Source organism: Mesorhizobium sp. M0590, assembly GCF_040320905.1.
Taxonomy (GTDB): Bacteria; Pseudomonadota; Alphaproteobacteria; order Rhizobiales; family Rhizobiaceae; genus Mesorhizobium.
Genome location: NZ_JAMYQN010000001.1, coordinates 1 through 20,000, shown reverse-complemented (window position 1 = coordinate 20,000; position 20,000 = coordinate 1). Strand labels below are relative to the sequence as shown.

The 20,000-nt window shown below is 61.4% G+C and carries 17 protein-coding genes, 1 tRNA gene and 2 rRNA genes (1 of these 20 running past the window's edge); 11 read left to right on the top strand and 9 right to left on the bottom strand.

Annotation, left to right across the window (positions count from 1 at the left end):
- The 3 genes from NKI52_RS00100 to NKI52_RS00090 form a co-directional block, all read left to right on the top strand.
- Positions 1-2,552, top strand: a 23S ribosomal RNA gene (locus NKI52_RS00100) (it extends 247 nt beyond the left edge of the window).
- Positions 2,553-2,648: 96 nt separating this feature from the next.
- A 5S ribosomal RNA gene (rrf, locus tag NKI52_RS00095) occupies positions 2,649-2,763 on the top strand.
- A gap of 130 nt (positions 2,764-2,893) precedes the next feature.
- Positions 2,894-2,970, top strand: a tRNA-Met gene (locus NKI52_RS00090).
- 250 nt (positions 2,971-3,220) lie between these two features.
- Here NKI52_RS00090 and NKI52_RS00085 read toward each other — a convergent pair.
- The 6 genes from NKI52_RS00085 to NKI52_RS00060 all read right to left on the bottom strand — a co-directional run bounded on the left by NKI52_RS00085 (position 3,221) and on the right by NKI52_RS00060 (position 9,218).
- Positions 3,221-3,727, bottom strand: coding sequence for an L-2-amino-thiazoline-4-carboxylic acid hydrolase (locus NKI52_RS00085; RefSeq protein WP_352568299.1), 507 nt, complete (start codon positions 3,725-3,727; stop codon positions 3,221-3,223).
- The gene (locus NKI52_RS00080) at positions 3,724-4,515 is read right to left on the bottom strand and encodes an ATP-binding cassette domain-containing protein (RefSeq protein WP_352568298.1); all 792 of its coding nucleotides are present in this window, start codon (positions 4,513-4,515) and stop codon (positions 3,724-3,726) included. Before NKI52_RS00080 ends, NKI52_RS00085 begins: the two co-directional genes overlap by 4 nt.
- Entirely contained in the window at positions 4,512-5,510 is a 999-nt protein-coding gene (locus NKI52_RS00075; protein WP_352568297.1) for an ABC transporter ATP-binding protein, read from the bottom strand. The genes NKI52_RS00080 and NKI52_RS00075 overlap by 4 nt, the downstream gene beginning before the upstream one ends.
- Entirely contained in the window at positions 5,507-6,337 is an 831-nt protein-coding gene (locus tag NKI52_RS00070; protein WP_352568296.1) for an ABC transporter permease, read from the bottom strand. Before NKI52_RS00070 ends, NKI52_RS00075 begins: the two co-directional genes overlap by 4 nt.
- Positions 6,334-7,320: an ABC transporter permease gene (locus tag NKI52_RS00065; protein WP_352568295.1), complete on the bottom strand. Its 987-nt coding sequence runs from the start codon at positions 7,318-7,320 to the stop codon at positions 6,334-6,336. Before NKI52_RS00065 ends, NKI52_RS00070 begins: the two co-directional genes overlap by 4 nt.
- Positions 7,321-7,607: 287 nt before the next feature.
- Positions 7,608-9,218 carry an ABC transporter substrate-binding protein gene (locus tag NKI52_RS00060; RefSeq protein WP_352568294.1) on the bottom strand — a complete coding sequence of 537 codons (1,611 nt, stop codon included), beginning with the start codon at positions 9,216-9,218 and terminating at the stop codon, positions 7,608-7,610.
- Positions 9,219-9,584: 366 nt separating this feature from the next.
- On the opposite strand from NKI52_RS00060, the gene NKI52_RS00055 reads away from it, so the two are divergent.
- Positions 9,585-10,772 (top strand): M24 family metallopeptidase, encoded by a 1,188-nt coding sequence (locus NKI52_RS00055; RefSeq protein WP_352696727.1) that lies wholly within the window; start codon positions 9,585-9,587, stop codon positions 10,770-10,772.
- An 11-nt stretch (positions 10,773-10,783) separates the two neighbouring features.
- Here NKI52_RS00055 and NKI52_RS00050 read toward each other — a convergent pair whose 3' ends face one another.
- Genes NKI52_RS00050 through NKI52_RS00040 form a run of 3 tightly spaced genes read right to left on the bottom strand, consistent with a single transcriptional unit; the run spans position 10,784 to position 13,277 of the window.
- Positions 10,784-11,203 (bottom strand): cupin domain-containing protein, encoded by a 420-nt coding sequence (locus tag NKI52_RS00050; protein WP_352577395.1) that lies wholly within the window; start codon positions 11,201-11,203, stop codon positions 10,784-10,786.
- 26 nt (positions 11,204-11,229) lie between these two features.
- The gene (locus NKI52_RS00045; RefSeq protein WP_352456829.1) at positions 11,230-12,069 is read right to left on the bottom strand and encodes a phosphoenolpyruvate hydrolase family protein; all 840 of its coding nucleotides are present in this window, start codon (positions 12,067-12,069) and stop codon (positions 11,230-11,232) included.
- Positions 12,070-12,080: 11 nt separating this feature from the next.
- Entirely contained in the window at positions 12,081-13,277 is a 1,197-nt protein-coding gene (locus NKI52_RS00040; RefSeq protein ID WP_352696724.1) for a Tm-1-like ATP-binding domain-containing protein, read from the bottom strand.
- 109 nt (positions 13,278-13,386) lie between these two features.
- On the opposite strand from NKI52_RS00040, the gene NKI52_RS00035 reads away from it, so the two are divergent.
- The 7 genes from NKI52_RS00035 to NKI52_RS00005 form a co-directional block, all read left to right on the top strand.
- On the top strand, positions 13,387-14,082 hold the full coding sequence (locus NKI52_RS00035; protein WP_502897736.1) for a TetR/AcrR family transcriptional regulator: 696 nt from the start codon (positions 13,387-13,389) through the stop codon (positions 14,080-14,082).
- A 357-nt stretch (positions 14,083-14,439) separates the two neighbouring features.
- On the top strand, positions 14,440-15,756 hold the full coding sequence (locus NKI52_RS00030; RefSeq protein WP_352448404.1) for an ABC transporter substrate-binding protein: 1,317 nt from the start codon (positions 14,440-14,442) through the stop codon (positions 15,754-15,756).
- Between the two features lie 74 nt (positions 15,757-15,830).
- Positions 15,831-16,736, top strand: a complete 906-nt coding sequence (locus NKI52_RS00025; RefSeq protein WP_023722315.1) for a carbohydrate ABC transporter permease — start codon at positions 15,831-15,833, stop codon at positions 16,734-16,736.
- 1 nt (position 16,737) lies between these two features.
- Positions 16,738-17,697 (top strand): carbohydrate ABC transporter permease, encoded by a 960-nt coding sequence (locus NKI52_RS00020; RefSeq protein WP_352448403.1) that lies wholly within the window; start codon positions 16,738-16,740, stop codon positions 17,695-17,697.
- A complete protein-coding gene (locus NKI52_RS00015) occupies positions 17,694-17,915 on the top strand; it encodes a hypothetical protein (protein WP_023675179.1) in 222 nt (73 codons plus the stop codon). Before NKI52_RS00020 ends, NKI52_RS00015 begins: the two co-directional genes overlap by 4 nt.
- Positions 17,912-19,015: an ABC transporter ATP-binding protein gene (locus tag NKI52_RS00010; protein ID WP_352577401.1), complete on the top strand. Its 1,104-nt coding sequence runs from the start codon at positions 17,912-17,914 to the stop codon at positions 19,013-19,015. The genes NKI52_RS00015 and NKI52_RS00010 overlap by 4 nt, the downstream gene beginning before the upstream one ends.
- The coding region (locus NKI52_RS00005) for an ABC transporter ATP-binding protein (RefSeq protein ID WP_352696722.1) at positions 19,015-20,000 on the top strand (986 nt) is incomplete at its 3' end. The genes NKI52_RS00010 and NKI52_RS00005, both read left to right, overlap by 1 nt.

Here is a 20,000-nt window from a genome sequence, read left to right as displayed (position 1 = left end):
TGAAACATCTAAGTACCCGTAGGAAAGGACATCAACCGAGACTCCGGAAGTAGTGGCGAGCGAACCCGGACCAGGCCAGTGGCGATGATGAGACAAGCGGAACCTTCTGGAAAGTAGGGCCATAGTGGGTGACAGCCCCGTACGCGTAATGCAAATCATCGTCCTCGAGTAAGGCGGGACACGTGAAATCCTGTCTGAAATTGGGGGGACCACCCTCCAAGCCTAAGTACTCGTGCATGACCGATAGCGAACTAGTACCGTGAGGGAAAGGTGAAAAGCACCCCGACAAGGGGAGTGAAAGAGTACCTGAAACCGATTGCCTACAAACAGTGGGAGCCCGCAAGGGTCACCACGTACCTTTTGTATAATGGGTCAGCGACTTAGTGTGACGAGCAAGCTTAAACCGATAGGTGTAGGCGCAGCGAAAGCGAGTCTGAACAGGGCGTTCAGTTCGTCGCATTAGACCCGAAACCGAGTGATCTAGCCATGAGCAGGTTGAAGGTAAGGTAACACTTACTGGAGGACCGAACCCATAACTGTTGCAATAGTTCGGGATGACTTGTGGCTAGGGGTGAAAGGCCAATCAAACTCGGAAATAGCTGGTTCTCCGCGAAATCTATTTAGGTAGAGCGTCGACCGAATACCCCAGGGGGTAGAGCACTGGATGGGCTAGGGGTCCTCACCGGATTACCAAACCTAACCAAACTCCGAATACCTGGGAGTAATAGTCGGCAGACACACGGCGGGTGCTAACGTCCGTCGTGAAAAGGGAAACAACCCTGACCTACAGCTAAGGTCCCCAAGTTATGGCTAAGTGGGAAAGGATGTGAGGATCCCAAAACAACCAGGATGTTGGCTTAGAAGCAGCCATCATTTAAAGAAAGCGTAACAGCTCACTGGTCTAAATAAGGGTCTTTGCGCCGAAAATGTAACGGGGCTAAAGCCATACACCGAAGCTTAGGGTTTGCAGCAATGCAAGCGGTAGCGGAGCGTTCTGTAAGCTGATGAAGCCATACCCGTGAGGGGTGGTGGAGGTATCAGAAGTGCGAATGCTGACATGAGTAACGTAAGGGGAGTGAGAGACTCCCCCGCCGAAAGTCCAAGGGTTCCTGCTTAAAGCTAATCTGAGCAGGGTTAGCCGGCCCCTAAGTCGAGGCAGAAATGCGTAGACGATGGGAACCACGTTAATATTCGTGGGCCTGGAGGAAGTGACGGATCATTGAGGTAGTCCAATCTTATCGGATTGAAAGGGCTGCTGCGTGGTTCCAGGAAATAGCTCCTCCTTATAGACCGTACCCGAAACCGACACTGGTGGACTGGTAGAGTATACCAAGGCGCTTGAGAGAACTATGCTGAAGGAACTCGGCAAATTGCACGCGTAACTTCGGAAGAAGCGTGACCCTTTCATGCGCAAGCATGGGAGGGTGGCACAGACCAGGGGGTAGCGACTGTTTATCAAAAACACAGGGCTCTGCGAAGTCGCAAGACGACGTATAGGGTCTGACGCCTGCCCGGTGCTGGAAGGTTAAGAGGAGGGGTGCAAGCTCTGAATCGAAGCCCCAGTAAACGGCGGCCGTAACTATAACGGTCCTAAGGTAGCGAAATTCCTTGTCGGGTAAGTTCCGACCTGCACGAATGGCGTAACGACTTCCCCGCTGTCTCCAGCATAGACTCAGTGAAATTGAATTCCCCGTGAAGATGCGGGGTTCCTGCGGTTAGACGGAAAGACCCCGTGCACCTTTACTATAGCTTTACATTGGCATTCGTAGTGGCATGTGTAGGATAGGTGGTAGGCTTTGAAACCTGGGCGCCAGCTCAGGTGGAGCCACCCTTGAAATACCACCCTTATCACTATGGATGTCTAACCGCGGCCCGTTATCCGGGTCCGGGACAATGTATGGTGGGTAGTTTGACTGGGGCGGTCGCCTCCTAAAGAGTAACGGAGGCGCGCGATGGTGGGCTCAGAACGGTCGGAAATCGTTCGCTGAGTGCAATGGCATAAGCCTGCCTGACTGCGAGACTGACAAGTCGAGCAGAGACGAAAGTCGGTCATAGTGATCCGGTGGTCCCGCGTGGAAGGGCCATCGCTCAACGGATAAAAGGTACGCCGGGGATAACAGGCTGATGACCCCCAAGAGTCCATATCGACGGGGTTGTTTGGCACCTCGATGTCGACTCATCGCATCCTGGGGCTGGAGCAGGTCCCAAGGGTATGGCTGTTCGCCATTTAAAGCGGTACGTGAGTTGGGTTCAGAACGTCGTGAGACAGTTCGGTCCCTATCTGCCGTGGGTGTAGGAATATTGAAAGGATCTGTCCCTAGTACGAGAGGACCGGGATGGACGGATCTCTGGTGGACCTGTTGTGGCGCCAGCCGCATAGCAGGGTAGCTATATCCGGACGGGATAACCGCTGAAGGCATCTAAGCGGGAAACCCACCTTAAAACGAGTATTCCCTGAGAACCGTGGAAGACGACCACGTTGATAGGCCGGGTGTGGAAGAGCGGCAACGCTTGAAGCTTACCGGTACTAATAGTTCGATCGGCTTGATCGTTCTCATTCCTAATGCCCATTTCTGGTGACAATCCTTGGATTGCGCCGAGATGGATGGCACAGAAAACAGCTTCTCGAGCAACGTGCGTTTTGCCGACCTGGTGGTTATGGCGGAGCGGCTGCACCCGATCCCATTCCGAACTCGGCCGTGAAACGCTCCAGCGCTGATGGTACTTCGTCTCAAGACGCGGGAGAGTAGGTCGCTGCCAGGTCTGCCAAGCGCACGTTGTTTAATCTTCTCCTTACGAACAGGCCCGCCAACGGGATATCGGGCCGCGCAAGCGGCCTTTTCATTTGGCGGAAGCTTGAATCCAGTGAGCCAAGGCTTACTTCTAGGGTTGACGCGGGGTGGAGCAGCCCGGTAGCTCGTCAGGCTCATAACCTGAAGGTCACAGGTTCAAATCCTGTCCCCGCAACCAAATTCGAAAACGGCCCGCCTTGTGCGGGCCGTTTTCGTTTTGCTGGCCGATTGGTTCGATCCCCGTCAGGGACTCGCACGAAGCAGACACAGCGAGACACCAAGGCAGGTCCAGCCCCCGCAAAAACCCCGGTAGCCTTACAGCGCCGGGGTTTTTTTGTTTTGGGGCGTGCTGCCAAACACCGAAGCTCGCGCGCCGCGACGAAGTTCCACGTCCTGCCGGCACCTGAATGTGCTGCATGGATGCAGCTCTAGCCGGCATCCCGGTTGGTCAAGGCGATGTGGCAGCAGCCGGAACCGTGGCCCGGCGTCCAGGTGACGTTGTCGAAGCGCACTCCGGTGGCCTCGAACAGGCCGCGGTCGAAGGCGCCGGCGATTCGGCAGAGCGTGGCGAGCTTCTCGTCGCCGACGCCGGCTTCGACCCAGGCGTCCTTCAGCGGACAGCGCTTGACCTTGAAGGCGATGCGGCCTTGGCTGCGTTCGACGTCGGTCGGATACATGCGGCCGCCATCCGGGCTGACGGCCAGGAACGCCTCGCCGATCGCCGGTGCATCGTTCGGGCCGAAATCGGCAAAGGCCGCCGCCGCAACCTCCTTGCCGCGTTGTTCGATTATACGGATCATAATCGCCTCGGCTTTTTCCGCGCCCAACTCCGCGGTTAGCTCGTCGAGGAACAGACGATAGAGATCGGCGCGGTTGCGGAAGGCGGAATCGAGTTCGCGCGACAGTTTTTCGGCTCGGGCTTCGGCGTCGGTCATGATGCGTCCTGTTCGAGCCTTGACAGTCTTGGCGCTGCCGCTACCAGCGCCTTGCCGATCGCGGATTGCGGCGCGTCGATGACGGTGCGGGCATCGCCGCTCTCGGCAATCCGCCCGGCGTCCAGAATGGCCATGCGGTGGGCGATGGCACGGACGACGCCGAGATCGTGCGAAATGAATAGATAGGCGATGCGCTCCTCGCGTTGAAGGTCGAGCAGCAGTTGCAGGATCTGCGCACGAACCGAAACGTCGAGCGCCGACACGGCCTCGTCGAGCACGACCAGCGACGGTTTCGTGGCGATGGCGCGGGCGATTGCAACGCGCTGGCGCTGACCGCCGGAAATTTCGTGAATGGCGCGGCCGGCGAGACCGGGGCTGAGGCCGACGCGTTCCAGCAGAGCTGCAATACGGCGCGGGCGCTCGGGGCCAGAGGCAATGTGATGGATGCGCAAGGGGTCGTCGAGCACACGCGCGACTGTGGCGCGTGGGTTCAAGGCGGCGAGCGGATCCTGAAACACCATCTGAAGACGGGCGCGCCGGCCGCGCAAGGCAGCGCCGTTCAGCGACAGGAAATCGCTGCCTTCAAATTCGATACGGCCGGTATCGAATTCGATGAGCCGGAGCACTAGACGAGCTATCGTCGACTTGCCGCTGCCGGAAGGTCCGGCTAGCGCCAGCGTCTCGCCGGGGTCGATGTGGAAGGAAACGTCGTCGACCGCGGCGATGATCTTGCCGCCGCGACTGTATCGTTTGGTCAGGCCGGAAACGGCGAGCAGCGGGTCGGTCATGTTCGCCGCAACAGCGGCTCGGCGTCGAGGCCGAGATGAGCGTCAAGCAGCACACGAGTGTATGCGTGACGCGGCGCATTGACGATTTGGGCTGTCGAACCGAGCTCGAGCAGCTCGCCATGCCGGAACACCGCGATGCGCTCCGCAAGCTCAGCGGCCAGCGCAATGTCGTGGCTGATGAACAGCAGCGTCATACCGTCCTCGGCCACCAGTCGCCGGATCAGCCCGACGATCTCGGCCTGCACGATCGTATCCAGCGCGCTGGTCGCCTCGTCGGCGATCAGCAGTTTCGGACCGGCAGCAATCGCCGCGGCGATCGCCACACGCTGCTTCTGGCCGCCGGAGAGCTGGTGCGGGAAGGCGCAGAGGGCAGCGTCCGGATCGGGCAGGCGGACGCGCTCGAGCAGGGTTTTTGCCTTGGCATAGGCGTCTCGCCAACTGAGGCTGAGATGAGTGCACGCGACTTCCGCGATCTGCTTGCCGATTGGCATCACCGGGTCGAGACTTGCGGATGGGTCCTGGAAAATGAAGCCGATGTCACGGCCACCGATTGGAGCATGGTCGCGAAGGCTTGCAGGTTGGCGTCCCGTCGCACCCCCCTCTGTCCTGCCGGACATCTCCCCCTCAAGGGGGGAGATTGCACTTTCATCTCTGCCTTCGCCAATCACCGAAGCTGGCGGAAAGGAACCGGCTGCGGAACTGCCGATCTCCCCCCTTGAGGGGGAGATGTCCGGCAGGACAGAGGGGGGTGCCTTGGCACCAAACATTGGTGGCGGGCGCAAGAGCCAATCGATGCGGCCTTCGATCCTGGCGGTGGCCGGCAGCAGGTCGGCAATGGCCAGCGCCAGCGTGCTCTTGCCCGAACCGCTTTCACCGATGATGGCAAAGCGCTCGCCGGCGGTGATGTCGAAGCCGACATTCTTCAGCGCCGCTACCTCGGCGCCGTCACGGCGATAGGTCACCGTCAGATTGCGGATCGAAGCAAGCGCCGTCACGACAGGCTCCTCCTCATCGCCGTGGTCTCGACGACGCCTTCGCCGGCGAGATAGACGCCGAGCACGGTGAGCACGAGCGCTACGCCCGGAATGATCGACAGGAAGGGCGCGGTGCGCAGCACGGCGCGGCCTTCGGCGATCATGCCGCCCCAGGTAACCCGGTTGGGATCGCCGAGGCCGAGAAAGGACAATGCCGCTTCGGTGAGAATCGCCGCGGCGACGATCACCGACGACAAAGCCATTACCGGCGGCAGCGCATTGGGGAGCACCTCCCGAAAGGCGATCTCCAACGGATGCATGCCGATGACGCGGGCGCCGGCAACAAAATCGCGCTCGCGGATCGACAGCACTTCGGCCCGCGCCACGCGTGCCGGTCCGGTCCAGGCGCCAAGCGCGATCGCCGCGACGACGACGCCGAGCGACGGCCCGACAATGCTCACGAAAGCCAAAGCCAGCAGGAAGGCTGGCACGGTCTGGAACGCGTCGGCGATGCGCATCAGCATCTCGTCGACAACGCCGCCAGCAAAACCGGCCAACGTGCCGATTATGGCGCCGACGGCAAGGGCGACGGCTGCTGCTGCCAGCCCGACCGCCAGCGAGGTGCGGGCGCCGTGGAGAAGCTCGGCTAGCACGTCGCGGCCGAGCCGGTCGGTGCCGAGCGGCAGCGACCAATCCTGGAAGGGCGGCAGCAATGCCGGTCCGGCAATCGCCTGCGGATCGCCGGGAAAGAACAAAGGCGCGGCAAAAACCATGGCAAACAGCGCCGCCAGGATGACCGCGCCGGCGACAGCCTCCGGCGTGCGCAGGAAGCGGGCAAGCGGACTCATGCGCTGGCCTCACTGGCGCCGACGCGCGGATCGAGGAAGACGTAGGCGATGTCGACGAGAACGTTGATGATGACGACCAGGACAGCGCTGGTGAGAATAATGCCGAGCAGTAGTGGGGTATCCCGCGCGGCCACCGCTTCCTGCGCCAGTCGGCCGAGGCCGGGGACGGAAAAGACGCTCTCGATCACGACGCTGCCGCCCAACATCTGCGCGGATTGCAGGCCGAGCATGGTGACCAGCGGCAACAGCGCGTTACGGGCGACGTGAGCGAGCACGATGCGACGGCGGGAAAGTCCCCTGGCACGGGCGGCCAGCACAAAGTCCTGTCGCCACACCTCGGCCATGCCGGCGCGCGTCATGCGCAGATAGAGCGCGAGATAAATGAAGCCGAGCGCCGAAACCGGCAGGACGAGATGGCGGGCGATATCGGCGGCGCGATCGAGGCCGGTCCTGGCCGAGACGATACTCTCGATGCCGCCGATCGGAAACCAGCGCAGGTCGACGGCGAAGACAATGATCAGCACAAGCCCGAGCCAGAAGCCCGGCACGGCATAGAGCGCCAGCGAGCCGATGGACAGGAAACGATCACGGAAGCTGCCGGGTCTGGCGCCGGCATAGATGCCGAGCGCCGAGCCGAGGCCGAAGGAGAGCGCGGTGGCGCTCCCCATCAACAGAAGCGTGTTGGGCAGGCGCTCGAGGACGACTTCGCGGATCGGCCGCGAAAAGGTGACCGACTGGCCAAGGTCGAGATGCAGCAGCGCCCAAAGGTAATTGGCCAGCCGCGTCAGCTCAGACTGGTCGAGCCCCCAGCGGTGACGCAACAGCTCGATCATGCCGGCGTCGCCGCCGGTCGAGACGATATAGGCATCGACCGCGTCGCCGGGAGCGGCTTCGAGCAGCAGGAAGGTGCCAATGACGACAATCAGCAGCACGAAGATGCTGCCGACGAGACGGCGGCGAAGGAGGATGACGGCGCGGGTCATGGCGCAACGCCGATAGGAGAGCCAAGTCTTCGGTGCCGCGCTCTACGGCGCCCCCCTCTGTCCTGCCGGACATCTCCCCCACAAGGAGGGAGATTGGCAGTTTCGGCGTTGCCGGCCGTCTTGCAACGCTGGAGATTGGCAAAAGCGACAATGACAGCCGATCTCCCCGCTCGTGGGGGAGATGCCAAGTGGTGGCAAAGAGGGCAGGACAGAGGGGGGCGCGAAAAAGCTCTCATCGCTGAAGCTGAGCACCCACACAAGCGGCGCGCAAGTCTGAAGAGACTTCCTTACCCCTCCAGCCAAGTGTCCGCCCAGTTCGATACCGCCCAGCGCGGGTTGTTGGCGATGTTGTTGACCGTATCGCGGGCGACGCTGATGAAACTCCATTCGGCGACGTTGATCAGTGGCAGGTCGGCGGCAACTTTTCTCTGGAACTCCTTGTAGAGTTCGGTGCGGGCGGCGGTGTCGAGCGTCTCCGATGCCTTGGCGATCAGGGCGTCGAGATCGGCATTCTTGTAGCCACCCTGGTTGGAGAAGGGCACGCCGTCGGGAATACCGCTCTGCACCAGGATGGTGGTCGAGATCGCCGGATCGCCGCGGAACACCGGCGGCCCGACCGCAAGGTCGAAGGCGTGGTCGGTGTAGACAGCCTTGATATGCGCGGCAGAGTCGTTGTTGACCAGTTGGGCGTCGATGCCGATGGCTGCGAGCGCCTGGCGCAGATAGTCGCCGAACTGCTTGGTTTCGTTGAAGTAGGGCGCCGGTAGCAACCTCAGTGAAAAGCGCTTGCCGTCATCGCCCCGGCTGTAGCCGGCCTCGTCAAGCAAGGCGTTGGCCTTGGCGACGTCGAAGGCGTAGGTCGGCACGTCGGCGGTGTAGAATTGCGGGTCGTTTTTCGGCACCGGGCCAGTGGCGGTGGCGGCATAGCCAAGGAATACCGTCTTGACGACGAAATCCTTGTCGATAGCGTGAGCGATCGCCTGGCGTACTTTCAGGTCGGCCAGCTCCTTGCGGCGATGATTGATCTCGACGACGAGCTGGTAGGTCAGCCCTTCATAACCCTTGGTGATCACCTTGAGACCGGGCACTTTGGAGATGCGGTCGAGATCGGCCAGGGGCACGGCGGAGAAGGCGGCGAGCTGGATCTCTTCGGCTTCCAGGGCGCTGGCCGCCGACGTGCGGTCCGGCAGCACCTGATAGATGATCTCGCCGAGATAGGGCTCGTCCTTGCCCCAATAGTCGGTGTTCTTCTCCAGCCGGTAATATTCGCCGGGCTTGTGTTCGGCAAATTTGAACGGTCCGGTGCCGACCGGGGCGTTGTTGGCCGGGTTGTCCTCGATCTTTCCGGTCTCATAGATGTGCTTGGGCACCACGCTGCTCAGCGCCGGCAAGGCGTTGCGGATCAGCTGGAACGGTGTCGGCTTGGCGAATTTGAACACGGCGGTGGTTTCGTCCGGCGTGTCGACCGCCTCCAGATCCTTGAACACGGTGCGGCCGAGATTCTGCAGCGGCTTCCAGACCTGCAGCGCCGAGAAGGCGACATCGGCTGAGGTGAATGGCTTCCCATCATGCCATTTGACGCCCTCGCGCAGCTTGAACGTCACCGACAGGCCGTCGGCGGCACCTTCCCAGCTGAGCGCCAGCCGTGGCTCGAGCCCGTCCTTGCCGCCGAAGGAGGCCTCGGCCAAGGTTTCCACGATCTTGCTCGAGATGAAGAAGACGCCGTTCGAGGCGACAATCGCCGGATTGAGGTTGCGCGGCTCGGAATCGGCGGCGACAACCAGTCGTCCGCCCTTTCTCGGCGTCTGCGCCGAGCCGATCGTCGGCATGGCGGTGGAGGCCAACAGCAATGCCGAACCGGCCAGCATTGTACGTCTGGAAATGGTGAACTCTGGCATGATCGAACTCCGTCCTCTCCGCGGCCCCGGCCGGGTCCGCCGTACCCCTCGGACGCTCGTAAGCATCCTGCAAAGCTGATTATGGGCCTTGTGCGGGGTTTCGCCAAAGACGGAATTGGCGCATCTCTACGTGGCTTTGAAATTTCCGTCCGCTGGACCAGTTGTACAGAAAACGGTTCGACGCGCGGTTCTAGCAGGACCAGACTGGAGTAAAGTGCAGCAGGTGGAGCAGCTTTTGGGGCTGGTTCGCCCGTTCTGGCTGGACCAGATCGGGCAAAATGATGCAGATTTAAGCATAGCCGAGGTTCAGAGCCGGAAAAGCCGGTGCCGGCGAGCGGCCGGCTAAGGGATTTCAGGGAGAGAGACATGAACATTGCCCCAGGCAAGAATGCCGACGGCAGCGTGCCGTTCGACCAGGCCAGGGTGGACGGGCTGATGGAGGAGGCCGGCATCGACGTGCTGCTCGCCACCTCCAAGCACAACACGCAATATCTGCTTGGCGGCTACAAGTTCATCTTCTTCGCCGCCATGGATGCAATCGGCCACAGCCGTTATCTGCCTGTCGTCGTCTATGAGAAAGGTGGGCCGGAGCATGCCGCCTATATCGGCAACCGCATGGAAGGCGGCGAGCACCAGAATCATCCGTTCTGGACGCCGACACTGCATGCCGCCTCCTGGGGTACGCTCGATGCCGCCAATCTGGCGGTCGAGCATTTGCGAAAGATCGGCAAGGGCAATGCCCGCATCGGCATCGAGCCCGCCTTCCTGCCGTCCGACGCCTATATGCTGATCCGCAACGCGCTGCCGGATGCCAAGCTGATCGATGCGACTGATATGCTGGAGCGCATGCGGGCAATCAAAACCGAGGCGGAGCTGGAAAAGCTGCGCATCGCTTCGGAGCTGATCACCGATTCCATGCTGGCGACCATCGGCTGGGCACGCGAAGGCACGACCAAGAGCGAGATCATCGAACAGCTCAGGCGCGAGGAGACCAATCGCGGCGCGCATTTCGAATATTGCCTGTTGACGCTAGGCTCCAGCCACAACCGCGCCGCCTCGCCGCAGGCGTGGAGGAAGGGCGAGGTGATGTCGATCGATTCCGGCGGCAACTACCACGGCTACATCGGCGATCTTTGCCGCATGGGCGTGCTGGGCGACCCTGACGCCGAACTCGAGGATCTGCTGGCCGAGATCGAGACAGTGCAGCAGGCGGCCTTCTCCAAGGTCAAGGCGGGCACGCTGGGCGGTGACATGATTTCTCATGCCGAAGGCGTTCTGAAGAAATCCAAGGTTGCGGCCTATACTGATTTCTTCGCGCATGGCATGGGGCTGATCACGCATGAAGCGCCGTTCCTGATGACCAACCATCCGGTGACCTATGAAGGCACCTATGCCGCAAAGCCGCTGGAGAAGAATATGGTGCTTTCGGTCGAGACGACCATGCTCCACCCGACGCGCGGCTTCATCAAGCTGGAGGACACGGTGGCGGTGACCGATGCCGGTTACGTCATGTTCGGCGATCGGGGCCGGGGCTGGAACAGGGGCGGGGGTTAGGCGCTTCTATCTCACTTCCCGCCCGGCGGCAGCAGCCTGAAATCCGGCAGGTCGCGCAACGCCAGTTCCGGCCCGGCCGGCGAATAGACGACGAAAAGCTGCATCGGCCCGTCGCCGGTATTGAGCGTCGAGTGGAAGCGGCTTTCCGGCACATAGATGGTGCAGCCGGGGCCGACTTTCTCGACGACCGGGTTGCCTTTCTCGTCTTCGACCATCTGCTCGCCATTGCCTGAGATGACAAAGATGATCTCCTCCGCACCCGGATGGTTATGACGCGTATGGCCTTTGCCTGACGGTAGGTCGACGACACCACCGGAAAATCGCTTTGCGCCGTTCACTTCGGGAGCGACCGTCAGCGACAGCCTGCCCCAGTCGAAGCCGAAGGCGCTGACGTCTTTTGGATATACGAATACCTTGCTGTTGTCGGTCATCGTCCCACCTTTCTTTTTGCTGGTCTCTACGCAGCGCCGAACGTGACGGCCTTGAAATCCGCCGTCTGCCTGGCGATCGAGGCTTCCGCCGGCAGCCGCTCCATCGAACTGGCGCCATAGAACCCGTGCAGGCCCTTGCAGCGCTCGAGAATATATCTGGCGTCGTCCGGCATCGAGATCGGCCCGCCATGGCAAAGCAGGATCATATCCTCGCGCACTGAGCGTGCCGCTTTGGCGATGGCGTCGATCTCGCTCACACAGTCGTCCAGCGATTTAGCCGATGTCGCGCCAATCGAGCCGCCGGTGGTCACCCCCATATGGGCGACGACGATGTCGGCGCCAGCTGTTGTCATGGCGCGCGCCTCGTCTGGGTTGAAGACATAGGGCGTGGTCAACAGGTCGAGTTTGTGAGCCTCGGCGATCATGTCGACCTCGAGCCCGAAGCCCATGCCGGTTTCTTCAAAACTCTGCCGCATCTGGCCGTCGAACAGTCCGATGGTCGGAAAGTTCTGCACACCGGAAAAGCCCATCGTCTTCAACTCGGCCAAAAGCAGCGGCATGATGACGAAGGGATCGGTGCCGTTGACGCCGGCCAGCACCGGCGTCTTCTTCACTACCGGCAGCACTTCGTAGGCCATTTCCTTGACGATCTCGTTGGCGTTGCCATAGGCGAGCAGGCCGGCGGCCGAGCCGCGCCCGGCCATGCGGTAGCGGCCGGAATTGTAGATGATGATCAGGTCGATGCCGCCGGCTTCCTCTGCCTTGGCCGACAGGCCGGTGCCGGCACCGCCGCCGACGATCGGCACGCCGTCCGCGATCATCTTGCGGAATTTCTCCAGGATTTTCTTGCGCGGTATGGCGGCCATGTCTTGGTGTCTCACTGTCTGGCGATGTCGAGGAAGGCCGTTGTGGCAGCCCAGGCGAATTCGGGGTCGTTGATATGAAGCGGCAGGCGCAGCACGCGCCGCGTTTTGGCGGGTTTGATGGTACGCTCGATCGCCTCGAACAAAGCGGCATCGGCTTCAGGGTCGAAGAAGGCGCCGCCTTCAATGTCGAGCGCCGACACGCCTTTCTCCGGAATGAGGAAAAGAACCGGACCCTGGCAGAGGCTCAGCCTTGTACCGATCCATTCGCCGATCGTTCTGCTTTCGTCGGCAGTGGTGCGCATCAGTGTGACGTTTGGATTGTGCTCATAGAACAGCCGGCCGCGATAGCGTTCCGGAATTGTCGGCGGCGCCCAGAAATTGACCATGTCGAGCGCGCCGACCGAGCCGACATAAGGCAGCCCGGTGCGGGCGATGGCGCCAAAGCGATCTTCGGTCGCCGGCAGCACGCCGCCAAGCACCAAGTCGCAGACTTCGGTCGTTGTGATGTCGATGACGCCTGACAACAGGCCGCTGTCGGCCAATTTTTCCATGGTGCGGCCGCCGGTGCCGGTGGCATGAAAGACCATGCAGTCATAAGTCGAACGAAGCTCATCGGCGATCGCGGTCACGCATGGCGTGGTGACGCCGAACATGGTGAGGCCGAGCGACGGTTTGCCCTCGGGCGGCGGCGCCGGCTTTGTCGCCATGCCTGATATCGCCTGGGCGGCGTTGTGCAGCACGACACGCGAAAGCCGGTTGAGGCCGGCCATGTCGGTCACCGACGGCATCATGACGATGTCGGAGACGTCGACGTAAGGCGCGGTGTCACCCGAGGCCAACGTCGAAACCATGATCTTGGGCAGACCGAGCGGCAGCGTGCGCATGCCTGCGGTGATGATCGAGGTGCCGCCACCGCCGCCAATTCCGATAATCCCGGCAATATCGCTGCGCGACTGGACAAACCGGGCAAAGGCGGCAGCCATCGCCGCCACCGCGGTGCCGCGATCGTCGACGCCGAGCACGGCATTGCGACCCTCGGAATGGTGGCTGGCGACCTCGTCTGCCGAAACATCGACCGGCACGGTCGCGCCGCGTGTTCCGATGTCGACACGGGCAATCGAAGCGCCGGTAGCCGCGACCGCATCGGCCAGAAATGCGAGTTCCTCGCCCTTGGTGTCGGCGGTGCCCACCACATAGATGCGCTTCATCGCGTTTCCCCGGTCTTGGGCGTGCTCGGCGCTGCCGCCCCTTTTTGCCCGGCCCTTCGACGGCGCGAAGGGCCATTGCAATTTTTTGAGACACGCGTATCGTATTGACATGAATGTCTCACGTCAACAAGCGGCAATGGACGACGATGCCAGCCAAGGGCCGAACCCCCAAGTAGAGCGCGGGGCCCGCGCGCGCACCAGGCGTCTCATGCTTGAGACGGCGACAAAGCTGATGCAGGCGGGCGCCACGCCCTCCGTCAGCGAGGTGGCGGAGGCAGCGGAGGTCTCGCGCGCCACCGCCTATCGGTATTTTCCGAGCCAAGCGGCGTTGGTGCAGGCGGTGGTCGATGAGGGGCTTGGGCCGATCCTTACGTGGAAATCGAGCTCTGCCGATCCCGAGCGCCGGGTCGCCGACCTGTTCGAGACCGCCATGCCGCGCATCGAGGTCTTCGAAGCGACGTTCAAGGCGGCGCTGAAACTGTCGCTCGACCAGTGGGCGCAGCGACAGGCAGGCACGCTTGACGGCGAACCTGCCTTCACGCGCGGCCATCGCGTCGATCTTTTGAAAGATGCGATCGCGCCACTCAAAGGCCGGTTGCCGCCGCGCGAATTCAAGCGGCTCGCGCAGGCGCTGTCATTGATCTTCGGTGTTGAGGTGCTGATCGTATTGAAGGATATATGGGGATTGGATAGCCGCAGTATGATGTCGGTTGCGCAATGGGCGGCCGGCGCTCTTGTGCGCGCGGCTATGACCGAATCGATGATTGAAGGAGATGGGATCGCGCCGACGACCGCCGTGAGATGACGCCAATCTGGTTCGACCAGATTTTCAACCTGGCTATTCATGCTACTAGCGATGCAGCGGCCCAAGTAAGGCATTCATGTATCAAGGAGTAGGAAAATTCAGGGAAAACAGGCAGATATCGCAGAAGCCAACTTGTCTGCGTGTCCGCCACCGTCCAAGAAAGGGCTTGACGTTCCTCTTAAATTGGTAATACCAGATCAGGACAAATAAAGCGGATCAAAGGTGAAGGCTGAGATCCGTTTCGGTCGAGCGAGGAGGCTCACAGACCGAAACGGTGCCGTCACGGGAGGACTACCAGGGCCGGCCTCGATGCCGGTTCTCATGAACGGTAGAATGCGCACAAGGGAGGAAATCATTATGCGCAAGACAATGACCAGCTTGCTTGCTGGTATCGGCCTAGTGCTCGCCTGCGGAACGTCCGTCTACGCGCAGGAAAAGGAACTTACAATCTTCTGGGCGGAATGGGATCCGGCCAATTACCTGCAGGAACTCGGCAACGAGTACGAGAAGGAAACCGGCGTCAAGATCACGGTGGAAACCACACCGTGGCCCGACTTCCAGACCAAGGCCTTCACGGAGTTCAACGCCCATGGCGACGCCTACGATATGGTCGTCGGCGACTCGCAATGGCTTGGTGCTGGCTCGACCGGTGGCCACTATGTCGACCTGACCGACTTCTTCAACAAGCACAAGGTCGGTGAAGTGATGGCACCGGCCACGGTGAAATACTATGCCGAATATCCGGGCGGCAGCAGCAAGTACTGGGCCATTCCGCTCGAAGGCGACGCCGTCGGCTGGTCCTATCGCAAGGACTGGTTCGAAGACCCCAAGGAAAAGGAAGCCTTCAAGGCCAAGTATGGCTACGATCTCGACGTGCCGAAGGATTTCAAGGCGCTACGCGACATCGCCGAATTCTTCTACCGGCCGGACCAGAAAAAATACGGCATCGCCATCTACACCGACAATTCCTATGACGCGATGGCGATGGGCTTCGAAAACGCGCTGTTCTCCTTCGGCGGCGAGCTGGGTGACTATAAGACCTACAAGGTCGATGGCTTCATCAACTCCGACAAGGCGATCGCGGCGCTCGACGCCTACAAGGAACTCTACAAGTTCACGCCTCCGGGCTGGGCCAAGTCGTTCTTCGTCGAGGACAACCAGGCGATCACTGAAAACCTGGCCGCGATGAGCATGAACTACTTCGCGTTCTTCCCCTCGTTGATCAACGAGGCGTCGAACCCGAACGCCAAGAACACCGGCTTCTTCGCCAATCCAGCCGGACCTGGCGGCGACCAGTTCGCCGCACTCGGCGGTCAGGGCATCTCCATCGTTTCCTACTCGCAGAAGCAGGAAGAGGCGACGAAGTTCCTGGAATGGTTCATCAAGGACGAGACCCAGAAGAAATGGGCAGCGCTTGGCGGCTACACCTGCAGTGCCGCCGTGCTCAAGTCGCCCGAATTCCAGAACGCCACGCCCTACAACAAGGCGTTCTACGAGACCATGTTCAAGGTCAAGGACTTCTGGGCGGTTCCGGAATACGCGGAACTGCTGCAGCAGCTTAACCAGCGCATCTATCCTTACATGATCGGCGGCGAAGGCACCGCCAAGGAGACGCTGGACGCACTGGCAGCCGACTGGAACGCGACCTTCAAGAAATACGGCCGCGGCCAATAAGTATGAAGTTTCACGGAGGGGGCGTTCGTGCCTCCTCCGTTTCTTTTTCTGATTTTTGAACCGGGAGCAGAGTCTTGGCGACCACGATGATCACCACGCTGGACAGGTCCTCGCGGGCCGCCGCTCGCGGTCTAAGCGACATTTCGATCCGCAATCTCTTCATCATCCCGACGATCCTGTTTCTGATCGTCTTCAACATCTTCCCGCTGATCTATTCGCTGGGCTATTCGTTCACCGATTTCCGCGCCTCGACCAGCGCGGCGGCGAATTTCGTCGGGCTGCAAAATTATCGCGACCTGCTCAGCGATCCCTATGTCTGGTCCAACTTCGCCATTACCGCAAAATACGTCATCATCTCGGTCGCCGGCCAGCTGCTCGTCGGCTTCGGCGTGGCCATGCTGCTCAATCGCGACATTCCGCTCAAGGGCCTGCTGACGACGCTCCTGTTGTTGCCGATGATGCTGTCGATGGCCGTCGTCGGCCTGTTCTGGAAGCTGCTCTACGATCCGTCCTTCGGCATCATCAATTATGCGCTGGGCCTCGGCACCTTCGAATGGCTGTCGGATCCGAAAATGGCGCTCTATGCGGTCGCGCTGACCGACATCTGGATGTGGTCGCCCTTCGTCATGCTGTTGTCGCTGGCCGGCCTGTCGGCCGTGCCCAAGCATCTCTACGAGGCAGCCGCGATCGACAGGGCCGGGCCGTTCTACACCTTCTTCCGCATAACGCTGCCGCTTGTTGCGCCGATCCTGATGATCGCGGTCATCTTCCGCACCATGGAGGCGTTCAAGACCTTCGACCTCGCCTACATCCTGACCAGCCAGCCGACGGCCGAGCTGATCTCGATCCGGCTCTACAAGATGGCGTTCCAGGAATGGCAGACCGGGCGTTCCTGCGCGCTCGCCTACATCGTGCTGATCATGGTGCTGGCGATCACCAACATCTATGTCAAATACCTCAACAAGGTGAAGGAGCGCTGAGATGGCCGCAGTCCGCACTTCTTCCGAAATCACCTTCAACCGGGTCGCCATCGTCGCTGTCCTGCTGGTGACGATCATCTTCCTGGCGCCGATCTACTGGATCGCCTCGACGGCGTTCAAGCCGCGCAACCTCGCCACCACCATTCCGCCGACGGTGGTTTTCCAGCCGGAGATATCGCCCTTCGTCAAGTTGTTCACCAAGCGTTCGCAGCTGCGCAGCCCGCCGTCGCCGGAGGAGTACGCGGCTGCGCCGTGGTGGGAGCGCGTCGTCTTCAATGGAGGCGAAAAGATCGTGCGCGACGGCAAGGGCCAGGTGCAGTGGTCGGGCTATCCGAGCCGTTTCATGAACTCACTGATCGTTGCCATAACCTCGACCGTCCTGGCCGTCGGCATGGGCACCTTCACCGCCTATGGGTTCTCGCGCTTCAAGGTAAAAGGCGAGGCGGACCTACTGTTCTTCATCCTGTCGACACGCATGCTGCCGCCGGTGGTCGTCGCCATTCCGATGTTCCTGATGTACCGGGCGGTCGGCCTCAACGATTCCCATATCGGCCTGATCATCCTTTACACCGCCTTCAACCTGTCCTTCTCGGTGTGGCTGATGAAGGGCTTCATGGACGAGATCCCCAAGGAGTATGAGGAGGCGGCCCTCGTCGACGGCTATACGCGCATGGAGGCCTTCTTCAAGATCGTGCTGCCCGAGGCCGCCACCGGCATCGCCGCCACCGCCGTGTTCTGCTTTATCACGGCGTGGAACGAATATGCCTTCGCACTGATCATGACCAGCCGCCGTGCCCAGACAGCACCGCCCTTCATCCCCAGCCAGATCGGTTCCGGCCTGCCGGACTGGACGGTGATTGCCGCCGGAACCTTCCTGTTCCTGCTGCCGGTCGCGATCTTCACCTTCCTGCTCCGCAACCACCTGTTGCGCGGCATGTCGTTTGGAGCGATCCGCAAATGAGCTTTCGCGACATCAACCAGAAATATCTCGAACCGGGCAGCCAGGTGCTGATGGTGCTCGGTATCATCGCGCTCTGCCAGCCGTGGAACATGCTGCTGCACAGCTATGGCGTGACCATCATCCTGATCGGCCTGATCGGCTTCAACATCACCTCCAAGATCGCGCCGGAGGAGAAGGCCGGCACCGGGCAAGGGGCAAATCCGGGGGCACAGCATTGACCCAGATCGAGCTTCGAGGCGTCCAGAAATATTTCGGCGCCGTCCAGGTCATCAAGGACCTCAACCTGAAGATCAACGACAACGAGTTCATCGTGCTGCTCGGCCAGTCGGGCTGCGGGAAGACGACGACGCTCAGGGCGATTGCCGGGCTGGAGACGATCGACGGCGGCGACATCCTCATCGACGGTAAGCCGGTCCAGCACCTCAAGGCCGCCGATCGCGATATCGCCATGGTCTTCCAGTCGTTCTCGCTCTATCCGCATATGAGCGTCTATGAGAACATCGCCTTTCCGCTCAGGGCGACGCGCAAGAGCAAGGCCGAGATCGACAGCGAGGTGCGCTCGGTCGCCAAGACGCTGCAGATCAGCGATCTCCTCGCCAAGAAACCGTCGGCGCTGTCGGGCGGCGACATGCAGCGCGTGGCGATCGGCCGAGCCTTGGTGCGGCGGCCGAAGGCGATGCTGATGGACGAGCCGATCGGGGCGCTCGATGCCAAGCTGCGCGAGGAGATGCGGGCCGAGATCAAGCGGCTGCACATCAAGCAGGGCTCGACCAGCATCTACGTCACCCACGACCAGATCGAGGCGATGAGCCTCGCCGACCGCATCGTCATCATGCATGAAGGTGTGCTGCAGCAGGTCGGCTCACCGGACGAGGTCTATTCGCATCCGGCGAATCTTTTCGTCGCGCAATTTGTAGGCAGCCCGGTGATGAACGTCGCCGACACTTCGGTGACCGAGAAAGCCTCATCGGCCTCGGTCACCGTCGGCGATGCGGCCGCCGGTTTCGAATTCCCGCGCGCCTTGCTGTCGAAGCTCAACGGCCATGCCGGCAGCCAACTCGCGCTCGGCATCCGGCCGGAAGGCGTCCTCGTCCGCCGCGAAGCCGCCGAGGGATTCTTGCCGGTGGAGACGCAGATCGTCGAGCCGCTCGGGTCTTTCGACATCGTCGACCTCAAGGTCGGCTCCAAGATGCTGCGTGCGCGCACCAAGAGCGGCTTCATCAGCGGCCCCGGCGAAAGGGTCTTCGTCAGAATCGATCCCAGCCAGGCGCATTTCTTCGACACGGCGAGCGGCAAATCGCTGGGAGTGAGACTCTGATGGCCCACATCCAACTCAAGAACATCTCGAAGAAATTCGGCAACCACACCGCCTTGACCGGGCTCGATCTCGACATCGCCGATGGCGAGTTCTTCGTCCTGCTTGGCGAGACCGGCGCCGGCAAGACGACGACGCTGCGCATGATTGCCGGCCTGGAAAAACCGAGCGAAGGCCAGGTCTTCATCGACGGCGTCGATGTCGCCGACTGGGGCGCGGCCGAGCGTGACGTGGCGCTGGTGCTGCAGCAATATTCGCTGTACCCGCGCTATACGGTACGCCAGAACCTCGAATTTCCGCTGAAGCCGAAGATCCGCCGGCTGCCCGATGCCGAGATCAAGGATCGTGTCGACCGCGCGGCCAGGACGCTGAGGATCGAGCATCTGCTCGACCGCAAGACCGACAGGCTTTCAGGCGGCGAGATGCAGCGCGTCTCGATCGGTCGCGCCATCGTGCGCAAGCCGCGGGTATTCCTGATGGACGAGCCGTTGTCGGCGCTCGACGCCAAATTGCGCGAGGCGCTGCGCACCGAATTGAAGAACCTGCAGATGCAGCTTGGCGCCACCTTCCTGTTCGTGACGCATGATCAGATCGAGGCGATGTCGATGGGTGACAAGGTCGGCGTGCTCAACCATGGCCGCATCGTCCAGACCGGCACGCCGTACGAGATCTATAACAATCCGCGCGACACCTACGTGGCAAGCTTCGTCGGCTCGCCGCCGATGAACCTCATCGACGGCAAGCTCGTCAACGGACGTGCGGTGATGGCGCCGCTCAATTTCGAATTGCCGTTTGCGGGGGGTGCCAAGACTTCGGGGGGTACCAAGACTTCGTGGGGGCTAAAGACGGGCGCGGGGGGCCCCCGGGGCCCCGCCGGGGGGGGGGTTTTTGGCGGGGGCGGGGTTGTGGAGACACCCGCGCCCGGGGGCGGGGGGGGGCGGGGGGGGGGCAACCCAAGCGGGGGCTACTTCATGGCGCGGCCGGGGGG